9 protein-coding genes are annotated in these 16651 nt (G+C 35.4%); 1 reads left to right on the top strand and 8 read right to left on the bottom strand.

Annotated features, from left to right (window positions below; all coding sequences use genetic code 11):
• Positions 1–80: 80 nt before the first annotated feature.
• The 6 genes from KFZ70_RS09880 to KFZ70_RS09855 form a co-directional block, all read right to left on the bottom strand.
• On the bottom strand, positions 81–1277 hold the full coding sequence (locus KFZ70_RS09880) for a glycoside hydrolase family 88 protein (RefSeq protein ID WP_139695511.1): 1197 nt from the start codon (positions 1275–1277) through the stop codon (positions 81–83).
• A gap of 9 nt (positions 1278–1286) precedes the next feature.
• Positions 1287–2807 (bottom strand): RagB/SusD family nutrient uptake outer membrane protein, encoded by a 1521-nt coding sequence (locus KFZ70_RS09875; RefSeq protein ID WP_139695513.1) that lies wholly within the window; start codon positions 2805–2807, stop codon positions 1287–1289.
• A 42-nt stretch (positions 2808–2849) separates the two neighbouring features.
• Positions 2850–5861, bottom strand: a complete 3012-nt coding sequence (locus KFZ70_RS09870) for a TonB-dependent receptor (protein WP_139695515.1) — start codon at positions 5859–5861, stop codon at positions 2850–2852.
• A gap of 212 nt (positions 5862–6073) precedes the next feature.
• A complete protein-coding gene (locus tag KFZ70_RS09865; protein ID WP_139695516.1) occupies positions 6074–10144 on the bottom strand; it encodes a two-component regulator propeller domain-containing protein in 4071 nt (1356 codons plus the stop codon).
• A 267-nt stretch (positions 10145–10411) separates the two neighbouring features.
• Positions 10412–11077, bottom strand: coding sequence for a bifunctional 4-hydroxy-2-oxoglutarate aldolase/2-dehydro-3-deoxy-phosphogluconate aldolase (locus KFZ70_RS09860; protein ID WP_139695518.1), 666 nt, complete (start codon positions 11075–11077; stop codon positions 10412–10414).
• Positions 11078–11165: 88 nt separating this feature from the next.
• A complete protein-coding gene (locus tag KFZ70_RS09855) occupies positions 11166–12212 on the bottom strand; it encodes a sugar kinase (RefSeq protein WP_139695520.1) in 1047 nt (348 codons plus the stop codon).
• Positions 12213–12375: 163 nt separating this feature from the next.
• Here KFZ70_RS09855 and KFZ70_RS09850 point away from each other — a divergent pair, with 163 nt between their 5' ends.
• On the top strand, positions 12376–13407 hold the full coding sequence (locus KFZ70_RS09850; RefSeq protein WP_139695522.1) for a LacI family DNA-binding transcriptional regulator: 1032 nt from the start codon (positions 12376–12378) through the stop codon (positions 13405–13407).
• Between the two features lie 79 nt (positions 13408–13486).
• Here KFZ70_RS09850 and KFZ70_RS09845 read toward each other — a convergent pair whose 3' ends face one another.
• Positions 13487–13657, bottom strand: a complete 171-nt coding sequence (locus KFZ70_RS09845) for a hypothetical protein (protein WP_158293178.1) — start codon at positions 13655–13657, stop codon at positions 13487–13489.
• Positions 13658–13938: 281 nt separating this feature from the next.
• Positions 13939–16614, bottom strand: coding sequence for a glycoside hydrolase family 2 protein (locus KFZ70_RS09840; protein WP_139695524.1), 2676 nt, complete (start codon positions 16612–16614; stop codon positions 13939–13941).
• Positions 16615–16651 lie beyond the last annotated feature (37 nt).

Below are 16651 nucleotides of genomic sequence, written 5' to 3'. Positions count from 1 at the left end.
AGTGCTTTTATTAACAAGATGCAAAAACCTTGTTGTGCATCAAAAATATTCTAATTAAGTTTTTCAACCATCCTGATCCATCATGGATTCTGAGTTTCTAAATTCTTTAAACGAAGTATGGTTTGTAAAAAATAATAATCACCATAAACAATAGGCTCATCCATTTCCATTTTATGTGACCAATCACCAAAACTATGATCAAGAATAAAGGGGATATCTAAATCGGCCGGCAGTATATATTGTTCTGATTTTAAACTATTAACCACCTGTCTACTATAGTTTATATAGGCATCATCATGGGTGTATTGATACAACTCTACCAAACCAGAAGCCACAATGACCGCTGCCGAAACATCACGAGATTCATTGGGTATGTTAGGGGCATCAAAATCCCAATACGGAATACCATCTTCTGGTAAATGTTTATGATTAATAAAATAATTGGCTGTTGCTTTTGCTCTGTTTAAAAAACGTTCGTCTTTCGTGTATCGATACACCATTACAAACCCATTTATAGCCCAGGCTTGTCCACGAGCCCACGCAGAGTCGTCATGAATACCTTGATGTGTTACCCGCGCTCTTACTTGACCAGAAATGGTATCATAATCTAAAACATGCCAGGTACTGTTGTCTGGTCTAAAGTGATTTTTCATGGTAGTTTCAGCGTGTTTAAAAGCAATGTCATGATACAAACTATCACCTGATAATTTAGTGGCCTCAAAAAGCAATTCTAAATTCATCATATTGTCAATAATTACTGGAAACTGCCATGTATCTGAATTAAAATCCCAAGACCGTATACTCCCTATTTTTTCATCATATCGAGTGCTTAGGGTTTTAGCACTTTCAATTATTACTTGTTTATAGTGTACTGAATCTGTGTGCTTCAAACCATTACCAAAGCTGCAATAAATTTTAAAACCCATATCGTGGGTTCCGCCATTGCGCTTTTCTTTTTCTACCAAAGCCGTCCAAACTTTTGCTTTTTCCATGAAGGTTTCGTCACCTGTGATCTCATAAATCTGCCACAGATTTCCTGGAAAAAATCCACTAGTCCAATCTTTAGAAGGCACTTTATGAATTGTTTTGGTTTTATGATTGTAGCTTCTTGGAAATGCATTCGCAATAGCTTTATAAGCAGCAAGCATTGCATATCGGTTTTTTAGTAAAGCCTCAACATCCGTAGTTGGTTCTGAAGCCTTATTTTCTTCCTTGGATTTACACGCTACTATGCATGTAAATCCAAGAATGAAAATAATCAAATTAGTTCTGTTCATATTTCAAAATTAGTATCCAGGATTATTGGGTTCTAAATTAGAGTTACGCAGTAATTCATCACTTGGTAATGGCAACAAATAATCTCTTGAGGCAGAAAAGTTAGGGCGCTGCTCTATACCACTGGCACTAAACACCTCATCACCTAATTGACGTCTTTTAATGTCATACCAACGCTTGCACTCAAAAGCCAACTCCCATTTACGCTCTTCAAGCACCATATCTCTAAAGGCTTCTTGAGACATTCCTGGTGTTACATCGGCTGGAAATACTGTAATAGTTCCTGCTTGATTTCTGGCTCTAGCTCTTACACGGTTTATATATCCGTCAGCCTCAGCAGAACCTGGATTGATTTCATTTAATGCCTCAGCCGCTATCAAGAGGACTTCTGCATATCTTAATTGAGCATAATTTAATTGTGATGCTCTTCCATTACCTTGCGCACTTAGTCCAATTAATCTGGTATATTTTGCTATATATGGACTTGCTATGTTTCTTGAATCGAAATTTGGAAAGTTCATAAAAGGCTCTTCAACGCCTGCAAAAACAGCAGTAGTATCTAAACTAACGGCTTTTCTGTAATCTCTTCCGTCCCAACGGTTATATACTTCAACATTAGGAACGGCTACAGACCATCCGCCACCAATATCTCCACGTTGATTAGCTCTAATTCCTGTTAGAGCAGGCTGATAATCTGTACCGTAATTTCCATCTCTAAACCCATTATAATCAATCTCAAAAAGTGACTCCTTTAAACCATCTTGTTTTGTTGCATCAAATAAGTCTTGAAAATCATCCGCTAATACCAAATCAAATCGGCTTTCATTATCAATAACAAATTTTGCTTCGGTGTATGCTTTATCAAACTCATTCATCGTTAAATGTACTAATGCCAGATAGCCAGCTGCAGTAGCTTTTGAAGGTAATGATCTAGACGATTGTACGTCGGGCAACCATTGTTTAGCATATTCTAAATCGGCAATAATCTTGGTATAAACCTCAGTAGCTGGTGTTTTTGATATGTTCTTTGCCGCCTCGATATTATCCACAGGGTTGTCAATGTATGGAATATCACCAAACAATCTTACTAAATGAAAATAGGTGTAAGCTCTCACAAAATACGCCTGAGCTGTAATCGGATTTAAAATATCTTCAGACTCAGAAATTTTAGATGCACCAGCAATAGCTTCATTAGCTCCTGCTATAATTTGATATGTTCTTGGCCAAAAGGCTGTAATCATACCGTTATCAGCATTCACGGTAAAATTATCATGATCAATACGCCTTGAGGCCGTACCTACATCACCAATACCAACCATATCACTTCTTAGCATAAGTGGTAAAGACAATTTTCTACCCCAAAAAGCTTCCTCGGTCATATTACCATAGCATCCATTAATGGTGGTTTGCACATCTCTGGATGATTGATAGAATCCATCAGGCGAAAGTACAGATATCGGGTTTTCCTCTAAATCTGAGCACCCTACTATTGACACTAGCGTCAATATGAATATATATTTTATATTTTTCATTTTTTGATATTTTGCATTTAAAACATTCATAATCAATCAGTTTTAAAACTTAAGATTAAGACTAAAAGTAACCGACTCCACATTAGGATAATTACCATAATCAAACCCTTGATTTACATTACTATTTTGTCCACCTGAACTTCTGTAGCTTACCTCTGGATCTGTACCCGGATAGTCGGTTATGGTCCATAAATTCTGACCACTCACAGAAACGCGTGCACTTTGCATTCCTATTTTTTTTACAAGCGTACTTGGAAAGTTATACCCTAAGGCAAGATTTCGTAATCTGATATAACTGCCATCATATACAAATCTTGAAGATATACGTTTTTCTCTTACGGCAACCGATGGAACGTTAGAAGGATTACCGGGGGTCCAAGCATTTAAAGCCTCTTTAGTAGCATTAGAACTACCCGAGGCCAATTCAGATAAAGTATAGCTATAAATATCGCCCCCTGCGGCTCCCTGAAAGAAAACATTTAGATCGAAGTTTTTGTATCTTAAGGTGTTATTAAAACCAGCCGTCCAGTCTTTATTAGGATCTCCAATAATTTTTCTGTCTGCTGTTGTAATAGCCCCATCACCATCAATATCAGTAAACAATTCGTTACCTGCTCCAGACTCTGCTCCACCAAAAGTTGCGGTGCCTGCTGGTAAATCACCACCTTGGTATACACCTTTATACTCATAACCAAAGAACTGCCCCACCGGCTCACCTTCACGTAAAATATGTGTTTCACTTAATAAAAAATGTCCGGGTGCTGAATTTAAAAATATGTCTTGTTCTCCTACTAATGTTTTAATTGTATTTCGGTTTCTTGACCAATTAAAATCGGTTGTCCAAGAAAAGTTATCATTAGCAATGTTTTTACTTGTTAGCACAATTTCCACCCCTTTATTATTCATTTCTCCAATATTTTTCAAGGCTTCCAGCCTCAAAAATCCGGTGTATTCAGGTACCGAACTGTCACCTAAAATTAAGTCTTTGGTGTTAATATTATACACGTCCACAGATAAAGACAATCTATTTTTCCATAAACCCAAATCAACCCCCAAGTTAGATTGATACGAAGATTCCCATTTTAAGTCTGGGTTAGCCAATTGAAGCGGAACCACGGCATTGACTGTTTCACCACCAGTAACCGCATAAATGGGCTGGTAACTAGCTAAAGATTGGTATGGTGCAATAGATGGATTACCCGTAACCCCGTAACTGTATCTTAATTTAAGGTTATTGATAGTATTATTTTCTTTTAAGAAATTTTCATTGGACACTTTCCAGCCTAAAGCTCCTGACGGGAAAAAAGCATATTTCTCATTTTTAGCGAAATTTGAAGCGCCATCACGACGGCCTGTGAGTGTGATTAAATACTTATCATCCCAATCATAATTTAATCGTCCGTAAATCGATTGTAATTCGAATTCAGACAATGAAGACTGAGGAAACAAAGGCACTGCACCACCACCTAAATCATAATACGAGACACTATTACTTACAAAACCTTGTGCACCTGCAAATGCAGTTTCTGTTTTGTCTTTTTGGAATGAATACCCCAATAAAGCTGTGAAATTACCTTTACCAAGTTCGGTAGTATAGGTAAGATAGTTCTCGGAAAGTATGTTTGAATTTTTCAAAGTCTGATAAGAGCCAATACCACCTTGAGCTCCAGCAGTTGTAATTAAAGTAGATGGTTGAAATCTTCCCCTACCTTCATTACGAGTGGCCCAGCCAAAGGTAGTTTTAAAGGATAAGCCCTCAATAATTTCATATTGTCCGTAAAAATTTGCTCTGTAGCGATCTGTTGTTGTTCGATCTTGAGTTTGTGTAGCTATAGCAAAAGGATTATCTACATCATCACCAACTGAGTTAAAAGTGTAATTTCCATTTTCATCAGTTATTCCTAAATCGGGAGCAAATCGGTAAGCAATAGATATAACATCTCCGCTACCTCGACCTCCAGAATTGGCTTGTGTAGAAACACCGTCTTTTGTACTGCGACTTCCAAAGGCATTAAACCCTACTTTAAGTTTATCGGTAATATCAGCGTCAACATTGCTTAAAAACGAAAAACGCTCAAACCCAGAATTAACAACAATTCCTTTTTGATCAAAATAGTTTCCTGAAATGTAATAGTTAATTTTATCAGACCCACCTGAGAACGACAATTGATGATTTGACGTGTGACCATTTTGATAAATTAAATCTTGCCAATCTGTTCTTGCAGGTCCTTGTTGGTAGTTTGAATTTATTTGCTGTTGATAAGCTGCAAACTCATCGGCATTTAAAAGCTCAATAGTATTAGAGACAGATTGAACAGTGTAATTTGTATTTAACTCAACTGTCATTCTCCCTTTTTTACCTTTTTTGGTGGTTACCATAATAACCCCATTAGCCCCTCGAGAACCATAAATGGCTGTTGCCGAAGCATCTTTTAACACTTCAACAGAAGCAATATCTTGTGGTTGTGGATATGTGCCCCCCACAAAACCATCAACAACAACTAGTGGCGCACTACTTGCACCAATTGATGTATTACCCCTAATGGTAACATTAATAGGCGCTCCTGGCTCACCACCATTATTGGACTGAACAGACACCCCTGCCGCGCGACCTTGTAGAGCCTGTTGCGCATCTAAAACAGGAAAAGCGCTTAGTTGTTCAGCCTTTACAGATGACACCGAACCCGTTAAGTCACTACGCTTGGCTGCACCATACCCAACAACCACAACTTCATCTAGAGCACTTACATCTTCAGTTAACACTACATTAATAGTGTTAGAATTGCCAACAGTAACCTCTTGTGCCATATAACCAATATACGTGAACACAAGCACAGAACCTATTTCTGTATCGATGCTAAAATTACCATCAAAATCGGTTGATGTTCCTGATTGTGTACCCTTAATAATAACATTAACTCCCGGAAGTGACATCCCGTCTGTAGTCGATGTAACCATACCACTTACTGTGGTTTGCTGCGCACTAGTAGAAAGTACAGCACAAAACACTAGCAATAAAAAGAATACATTCTTTAATCGTTTGTTTTTTTTCATTAGTTTAAAATTTAGTTAATTCTAGATTAGATAGATGATAATCAAACTAAACACAACAATTATTAAGACTAATAAAATCTCAATAAAAGGTCTTTTTGGTTCTTGATTTTTCATATTTTAAAACTAGAACAAAACATAGATTTAAAAGTCCATAAAAAGGGGTAAAAAAATACAAAACACTAAAAAACAACTACTTACAAACAAAAATTCAACTACATCGCACCAAATTTATCCGCATATTGGGTTGGAGATTTCCCGAATTTCTTTTGAAAACATCTACTGAAGTACTTTGGGTTTTTAAATCCGACCTTATAACTTACTTCTGACACATTGATTTTACCTTGTTCTAAAAGTTGAGCTGCTCGCTGCATTCTAAAATGTTGCACAAATTCATTTGGAGTGAAACCAGACCATGCTTTTATTTTTGTAAAAAGCATCGTTCTACTAACCCCTAACTCAGAACAGAAAAAAGGCACATCAAACTGGCCATTGCTTATATTCGCTTCAACTATTTGAACCGCTTTTTTATAGAGTCGCTCGTCTATAGAGGTAACTGTAACTTCATTAGGTTGTAAAACACTTTGCTCCGTAAACTTGCGCTTTAATCTTGCATTTGATTCTAATAAATTCTTAATACGGGCTTTAAACTCAACTACATTAAAAGGTTTGCTTATGTAATCATCAGCCCCTCGCTCTAATCCTTCCAGTTTGTATATAAGTGAAGTTCTGGATGTTAGTAAGATTATCGGGATATGGCTGGTCTTTATATTTTCTTTTATAGCTGCACATAATTCTGTTCCGGCCATAACGGGCATAACCACATCACTTATAATAAGGTCAGGACTTTCTTTTTGGGCTAACCCCATCCCTACTTTTCCATTTTCTGCTTCGAGAATATTGTATGTACTTTTTAAGATACTCTTCATAAACTTTCTTAAAGGCTTGTTATCTTCTACCAATAAAATAGTTTGATTTTCAGGTTCAGGAACTTCTTTAATGGCATCATCTAAAACAATGTCATTTTTTTCTAATTGTTCCACATATTGAGAAAGATCATCACTAAACTTAAAATTTTTAACAATCTCTTCTTCAGAAAGATGATCAATTCCCATTGGTAAAACAACTGTAAATACAGACCCCTTATCATCTGTATTACTTGAAACAGAAATTTCTCCTTTATGAAGATTTACAATATTTTTAGCAATAGACAAACCAATCCCCGTACCTTTATTATAATCGTTATCTGGTTTGTTATTCACAGCTACCTCAAAAAACCGTTCAAATATTTTATCTTGATATTCTTTAGCTACACCAACTCCCGTATCTTCAACTTTAATTACAACTTCGTTTTCCTTTCTAAAGATGCGGAGGTTAATAATTCCTCCTTTTGGCGTATATCTAAAGGCATTTGAAATGAGATTATAAAACACGCGTTCTAATTTATTACGATCATAATAAACCAGTAATTCTTCTTCAGAAACTGTAAAGTTATACTGATAACCTCCATCCTTTGCAAACTCTGTAAAGGACAAATAAATTTCTTGTAAGAACTTCACAACATTACCTTCTGCCGCTTCCAACTTATAAAGGTTATTCTCTAACTTTCTAAAATCCATAAGTCTATTAATGAGCTGCAATAAGTGATTGGCACTATTCTCTACAACTAAAAGTTTCTTATATATTTTATTACTTCCTCTATAATCTTCAATAATTTGCTGAAGAGGCCCAAGTATTAATGCTAACGGGGTTCTAAATTCGTGAGAAATATTTGTAAAAAACTCAAGCTTGGTTTTATTTATTTCTTTAGTTCTTTCTCCTTCTATGTACTCTAACTCCAATTGATGACGCAACTTGGTTTTTGACTTTAGTATACTTAATAACATATATAGAGCTGTAGTAATAAGTAATCCGTAAATTAAGAACGCCCACCAACTACGCCAAGGCGCTGGCTTAACAACAATACTAAGCGATGTTACTGATTCGTTCCAAACTCCATCACCATTAGATCCTGTTATCTCGAATACATAATTCCCCGGATTTTGAATTGTATATGACACCGCATTACTCAAAGTATAATTCCAACTATCTTCTAGTCCCTTTAATCTATACTTATATCTATTGTTTTTTGAATTTATGAAATTGGGCATTGAAAAGCTAACACTAAAATTTCCCTGGTCATAAGATAGTTTTATCGATTTTGTAAAGGGAAGCGCTTCTTTTAAAATATCATTTTCTGCTTGCGGAATAATGACTTCATTTTTTACTGCAAAATCTGTTAAAATAACTTGAGGGGCATACGCGTTTTTTGTTAACTGATTTGTATTAAAAGATGTTACCCCTGATGGCCCTCCAAAATAAAACTCAGAACGATTAACTTTTAAGGATGCGTTATTATTAAATTCATTTCCAACTAGCCCGTCCTTTTGATTAAAAAAGTCAATTTTATTTGAATTTTTACCAAACCTCACAATGCCATGATTGGTACTAATCCAAAGATTATCCAAATCATCTTCAAGAATACTATGAACCGCTGAAACTTCAATATTATTTTCAATAAGTTCAATAGACTTAAAGGTAGTTCCTTCTAGTTTAAATAGGCCCCTGGCTTTCGTTCCTACCCAAATATCTCCAATACTATCTTCAAAAACCGATAAGATATCTTCACCGAATTGTCTGTTCATATCATAAAAATATGAGGTAACAAGACCGTTTTGATCAATTTTGTTCAATCCACGTTCGGTTCCAGCCCAAATGTTGCCCTTAGAATCACACCATATAACTCTCACCAAATTACTAGAAAGTGACTGTGAAAAATCATTTGAGGTTGTAATAGTCGAAATATTCTTTGTATCTAAATTATAGGTTACTATTCCCTTACCAAAAGTACCCAGCCAAACATTTCTTTTTGAGTCTTGCTTTATGCTATAAACTCCGACATCTTTCAAAACATTTATGAGCGCTACCGGGACTTTATGATTTTCCAACTTTCCTAATTCTAAGTTGTAAATTGCTATCCCCTTATTAAAGGTTCCTATCCATAACTCATTTTTTTCAATTACACTGACCGCTTTTATATTATTATCGGGTAACAACTTAGAATTTTTCTGATCTATATAGGAAAACAATTTATTGGTCTTATTATAGACATTAATACCTCCTCCTTCTGTACCTAAAAAAATACGATTTTTGAAATGAGCCATTGAACTCACTACATTATAATTCAAACCAAGTACACCTGCACTCTGGGTTAAATTGGAAAAATTCACATTGGCATCATCCCATATATTTACCCCCCCATAATAAGTACCAATCCAAACCGATCCTTTTCTATCTAAAAACAAAGATTTTATTGAGTTTTTACTTAAACTTTTGGGGTCACTAATATTTGACTTCAAGTAGGTTATCTCATTATTGCTCCCTATAATTCTTATGCCATTATAAGTACCTATCCATAACTGATTTTTTTTATCAAATAAGAGGCGTCTTACATTATTTTCATCTTCATGTAATTTATCTGTTTTTAAATAGGACTCAACACTATGATTAACAGGATCATAACTTAGCACGCCTTTTGCCTTTGTTGCTATTAAGATATGTCCCTCTTGTGACTCAACTAAATCTTGAATATAAAGTGCCTGACTTTCTTCAACATACCTAAAACGATAATGCGCCGGTTCCAGACTGACCACCTCACATAAACCCGTTGCTGTGCCAATAAAAACCCGTCCTTTCCTTGTTTCTTTAATACAAAGTATATGGTTTCCAGCCAAACCGCTATACAACTCATTTTGAACGTATGAAGAAAAACGATTACTTTTTTTATCATATACAGAGAGCCCATTTGAAGTACCTATTAAAATATCGCCATTAGACAATTCTTTAATAGCCCATACGGTATTATTACTTAGGGAGCTGCTGTTTTGCTCATGAAAATAGCGTGTAAACCTATCTGTTTTAGGATTATATTTATTTAAACCGTTATACGTACCAATCCAAATGTAGCCTTGACTATCTTGGGTAATGGATAATACATCATTGTTGCTGATAGAATTCTCGTTGTCAATATCATTTCTATAAATCTTAAATTTACTCCCATCATATTTATTAAGGCCATCTCTAGTACCAATCCATATTTGACCTAAATTATCTTGTTCTATGGTAATTGCTGAACTTTGCGATAAACCCTCGGCTGTTGATAAATGTGTAAATTGATATGTTTTATGTTGAGAAAAACCGTTGAACAGAAAAAAAGTGAGAAAAAAAATATTTAGTATTAGGCGCATTATTTTTTTATTGACATTAAGTAAATATAGGTGAGCATAAAATTAAAGCCTCTACTCAATCAAACACCCTTAAGCTTGGTTACTTTTAAATTGATACATAAATTAAATGTAACAATAATAAAAAAATGAATCGTTCAAAAAAAGAATACTTTTGTACGAACAATAAATTAAATCGGTTAATTTGCTCATTTTAGTCAATATTATGACAAAAAAAAGAGCCACTTAAAAGCGACTCTCTTTAACTAACTAATTGATATGATTCAATACCTATCTAACGGCTTTAATGATATCTAAAGCAGCTTTTACATCTTGCTCTAGCTTAGCATAATCTTTATTGGCTATAATTTCTTTTGAAATTAATTGAGATCCCATACCCACACAAGTTACTCCTGCATCGAACCAACCTTTAAGGTTTTCTTCGGTTGGAGAAACACCTCCTGTTGGCATAATGCTTGTCCAAGGCTGAGGTCCTTTAATACCTTTTACGAATTTTGGTCCGTATAAATCACCAGGGAATAATTTCACTATTTCACATCCAAGCTCTTCAGCTCTAGCGATTTCAGTTAAACTTCCACAACCAGGCGACCATAATACTTTTTTACGGTTACAAGCGATAGCAATATCTTCTCTTAATACGGGTGTAACGATAAAGTTTGCGCCTAAAGCCATATATAATGAAGCTGCAGCTGCATCGGTCACAGAGCCAACTCCCATAATCATTCCTGGAAGTTCTTTAATAGCATACTTGGTTAACTCTCCAAAAACTTCGTGAGCGAAATCACCACGTGCAGTAAACTCTAATAATCTAGCGCCACCATCGTAACACGCTTTTAAAACTTTTTTACTTAACTCAATATCACTATTGAAAAATAAAGGAATCATCCCTGTGTCTTTCATAGCTTGAGCTACTTCTAATCTTGAATATTGTGCCATTTTTCTTTAATATTTCTTATTGTTAATAGAAACTATTAACCTGTTACATAGCTACAGTATGCAACAGGTTAATAATGAAATCCATGTATTATCTTGCTACACGACCCGAAGCGTCACCTCCCATTAATTTTTCTACTTCAGCCACAGATACTAGGTTTGCATCACCTTTAATAGTATGTTTTAAACAAGAAGCAGCTACAGCAAAATCTAATGCATTTTGATCATCTTCAGGGTATTTTAATAATCCGTAAATTAAACCTCCCATAAATGAGTCACCTCCACCTACTCTATCAACAATATCAGTAATTTGATACTGACGTGTTTCATACATTTTCTTACCATCATATAGTACACCAGCCCAAGTATTGTGAGATGCAGAAATAGAACCTCTTAGTGTAGTAATTACCTTTTTAGCTCTTGGGAATTTCTCCATCATTTGTTGACATACAGACAAGAATGCCTCAGCTTTTACATCATGCCCTTGTGTTTGTACTGTAATCCCTTCTGGCTTAATACCAAAATGCATTTCAGCATCTTCTTCATTTCCTAATACGATATCGCAATAAGAAGTCAATTCTGTCATTACCTTTTCTCTATGAGCCGCATCACAATATTTCCATAATTTAGCTCTATAATTTAAGTCGGTTGAAATAGTAATTCCTTTTGCGCTAGCCACCTTAACAGCCTCTAAACAAACATCAGCAGAACCTTGAGAAATAGCAGGCGTAATACCCGTCCAGTGAAACCATTCTACACCTTCAAAAACAGCATCCCAATCAATCATTCCAGATTCAATTTCAGACATTGCAGAATGAGCACGGTCATAAACTACTTTAGATCCTCTAGATACAGCTCCAGTTTCTAAGAAATAAATCCCTAAACGGTCTCCACCCCAAACAATCTTATCTACACCAACACCACGTTTACGCATTTCCATCATGGCACATTCACCAATATCATTTTTTGGTAAACGTGTTACAAAATCAACATCAACACCATAATTAGCTAAAGAAACTGCTACGTTAGACTCACCGCCCCCGTAAATCACATCAAAACTATTTGCTTGTGAAAATCTTAAAAATCCTTGAGGAGCTAATCTTAACATGATTTCTCCAAATGTTACTACTTTACTCATTTTAATAGTCTTATTTTAATTTATTTAAACTTTGGTTAAACGTTTAACCATTCTACCGTAAATAAATCAAAACCCACTTAGTTTATTATTTTACAATAAGGTTTTGATTACACAAACTTTAAGAGTATATTTGCTTAAACGTTTAAGCAAATATATAAAAAAATTGAATATCAAAAAGAAAACTACAATAAAAGATATTGCTAACGTCTTAAACATATCTCCCGCAGCGGTTTCAAAGGCGCTACACAATGATCCTAGAATTAGCGAGAAAACCAAAAAAGCTGTTAAGCAGGTAGCCAAAAATTTAAACTATCAGCCCAATCACCTAGCCAGTGCGTTACGAAAAGGTAAAAGTCATTTAGTGGGTGTTATTGTACCCCGTACTAACAGTAACTTCTTTTCTTCAGTCATTCAAAATATTGAGGAAGTTTTAAACAAAGAAGGTTATAATATTATTATTACCCAGTCTAATGAATCTTACCAAAAAGAATGTAATAATATAGACACCTTGCTGTTTACCCAAGTAGATGGTATTATAGCATCTATGGCCAATGAAACTATTGACCTATCATACTACGAAAAAATAAAATCTAAGGGTATTCCTTTAATTCTATTTGATAGAGGAGAAAATGATTTAAATGTAGACTATATAGGTATTGACGACTACAAAAGCAGCCATGTTATTGTAGAACATCTTGTAAACCAAGGCTGTAAACGCATTGCACATATTGGTGGGTATAGACATACTAGAATTTTCAATAACCGTATTAAGGGATATATTGATGCCTTAAAAAAACACGATTTGCCTCTTGACAGCGAACTTCTTATTGAATGTAGCCTGACCACCGATGACGGCCGAGATAAAATGCTACAATTACTCCGTTTAAAGAACAAACCCGATGCTGTTTATGTGGCCAGTGATTACGCAGCTCTCGGAGCGCTTCAGGTGCTTAAAGAAAATAATATAAGAGTTCCTCAAGATATTGCTTTGGTTGGTTTTGGCAATGAACCTTTTACAGCCATGCTTTCACCTTCTATAACAAGTATTAACCAACATAGTACCGAAATTGGTAAGCAAGCGGCAAAAACATTTTTAAATTACACCAAGAAAAAAACAGTAAAACAGGCTCTAAATAAGATAATTCTGGATGCCGAACTCATTGTAAGAGAGTCTTCTACTTCTAAAGAACAGTAACTTGAAGATTTACAGTCTAAACAAATGGGTATTAAAACTAGTGTTTGAAGCCTTAACAGAAAAAGACAACTTTAAATAATTAATCTTTGGTAAGGCTACTATTCCACCAATCTTCATTTGGTTTAAACGCTTTATCCAAGAAGTGTTTAAGTTCTTTTTCTAATCTTTGAAGCATGTTTGTTTTTCTGTTTTCATATTGTTTTTCAGCCAAAACCTCATCGTAATTTGGGTTTACGGTTGGAATTTGCACATTAGTCTCCGTTAAAAAAGCATTTAATTCTAGTCTTAAAGCTTCTGACCTAATTATATTGTCTTTAAAAACATCTTGCTGCTCATACGGATCGGTAGATAGGTTATATAATTCATCACGACCATCTTCGTAATAATGAATAAGCTTCCAATTTCCCTTTCTAATAATACTAGAAGGTTCTCCACCTTGATTTCCATAATGTGGATATTGCTAAAATAAAGCTCTATTAGCCAAAGAGTCTCCTTTTATTAACGGCACTAAACTAATTAGAGTTAAGTCTTTTATTCCCCTTTCGGGTTATTCCTCAGTTCCATTAAAGCCTGTGTTTTCCCCACTAATTCTAATTTTAGCTTTTTTAATTCTTCTTGCAATTCTTTGACGTCTGTTGGTAAATTTTCCTCTTGTTTTTGTTCAATTACTACAATGTCGAGGTTTTGTTTCTTAGAGTTGTTCATATACTCCTCATAATAGTATAAAGGCAAATTTGTAGGCTTGGACTCCAAAGTAATTTCGTCAGACTCTAGGCCATCAACATAAGCCCTTACTTTAATGGAACCTGATTTCAGAGTAGTTTTGATTAACGCTGTAGCAATTCCAAAGGATGATTTTGCTGGGTTCGCCATATTACTTATTCCTCCAATAACTTCTGCTGGTCCTTCAACTTCAAAATACACATAATCTTCTGCCAATACTTTTTTTGTTCCATTTTTATCTACAATAGTTGCTCTAACAGGAATAAAATCAGAACCATTAGCGACTAAATCCAAGCCCTCAGCATCAATACACAATTTCAACTTTTCTGAACGTTGGGCGTACACCTTCACTTCTTCAGTTATCTCCTTTCCTTCTATAAAACCTTTTACAATCATTTTGGGAAGCTCTTTTTTACCTTGAGGGCCTCTGGTTGTGACTTGCATCAAACTAAAAACGTTTTTAAAAATAAATGGTGGATGTGGTAATCCTTTGTATTTATCATCTCTACTAGGCTTTTGCATACCATAGTCCTTACCTAACCATGTTAATTGAACTTCATCACAATTGCTAAAAATGACCACATCTGAAGGTGATAATTGTGTTAATTCATTTGTTATGTATATCATTGGTCCCGTGGTAACCTTATCTGTCCCTTTTATTTTATAGTTAGGATCATTTTGACTTTGGTACAGGTAATAGGTATAACGTGGTAAGCGTGCCACATTCAAATGACCTCCCCAAAAGGGATCGGGATGGTAGCCTCTTTGGTGGTCAATACCCGCCCACATGGCGGCACCAATTCTAACTTTACCTGTTAGGTAACGTTCTGCCAATCGCTCGGCTTGCCTTAAAGATTGATCTAACATAGCCTTCTCACCCCATTCACGCTTAACCCTTACTATGGAATTTTGGGAATACCAGTCATCTACTTCATTACCATCACCAAACTCCCTGTTGAATGAGTTTATGTTTGTATCATAACCGTGATAATACACATCCAAGCCTCCTTTTTTAGCTTCTTCATAATCAGTTACCGTATACATGCCTGGGAATGGATATTCCGCATGGGCTGCCTTATGCATATTATTCATGACATGGCCTGGCTGTGAAGGGGTTTCATTGAGTGCTGTTTCCCAAAGCAAAATGGAGGGTCTGTTTCTATCCTTTCTCACCAGGTTTCGGGAATCTTCGTAGAGGCGCTCTTCAAAAATTTGTTCCTTGAAATTAAAGAAATGCCAACCAGGATTGGCCGTTGTGGTAATCATTCCTAGCTCATCACACGCATCATAAAACGCATCATCTTGAGGATAGTGTCCTACGCGAACGATGTGGCTTCCACCCTCCCTTAACAATTTTACATCTCTGTAATGTGCTGAATTTGGCAACGCATTACCCACATACATATAATCTTGATGTCTATTTACACCAATAAGCTTTTTCCCTATGGGCTTTTTATTTATAAATAAGCCTTCAGCTCCTTTCATCTCATAAAGCCGAATGCCAAAACGGGTGCGTAACTGATCTACTTGCTTTCCATCAACAATGATCTCTGTTTTTATAAAATGTAAATAGGGATCTTCTGGATGCCAGAGTCGCACATTTTTTGCAACAAGTTCTTCTACTAACTGCTTGGTTTCATTGGGTTTTAACTTTATTTTTTGGGTTATGGTTTTTAGTTTCTTTTGCTCCTGATTTTCAAGAATGGTTTTTACAATAATATCTTGTGACCTTTTGGATGCGTTTACAATTTCGGTTCGCACCTCTATTTTAGCACTGTTGTCTTTAATATCTAAAACCCCAACAAAAACACCACCTCCAGCTTCTGTATGGCTAAGTTCTTTAAAAGTTACATGAGTAGGATTTGTTTTAATGAAATAAACATCTCTATAAATACCTCCAAAATAGCTAAAGTCAAGTCCCGATTGATTTTTTCCTGGTGGATAGAGCTTACTATCACTATTATCAGCCATGACAGCTATGACATTTTTACCTGTGGTCACTATTTCCGAAATATCTACTACAAAAGGCAGATAACCTCCATAATGTTCTGCAACTTGTTGACCGTTAACCCAAACTTTGGCCACACCCATGACAGCTTCAAAATAGATATACATCTTGTCTTGAAGATCATCCTTTTTTACTTGGAACTCTTTGCGATACCACGCAATGCCTTGATAATTTCTGCCTCCACTAGCGTTTTCGGGCAATATCTCTAGCCCGTGTGGTAAATTGGCAGCCAACCAATTGGAATCATCAAAACCTATTGAATAGGCATTTTCTATATCTCCTTTGTAAAATCGCCATCCAGGATTGAAATTATAAACTTTGCGGTTGCTACCTTCTACTGGATAAAAACCTGCCGTGGAAAACTGCGGGTTTTGAGTAAAGCTTATATTAAAAGTTATAAGTAAAATATAGAAACAAAAAAGTGTTTTCTCATGTGCCATAGAAGATAATCTCTTTAAATCGTTTTCGGTTAACATTGATTAGAATATACTTATTGATGAAATTAATCAATAG

The sequence above is a fragment of the Allotamlana fucoidanivorans genome (assembly GCF_045788535.1).
GTDB classification, from domain to species: Bacteria; Bacteroidota; Bacteroidia; order Flavobacteriales; family Flavobacteriaceae; genus Allotamlana; species Allotamlana fucoidanivorans.
The sequence above is the reverse complement of the archived record's forward strand: the minus strand, read 5'-3'. Positions and strand labels throughout refer to the sequence as shown.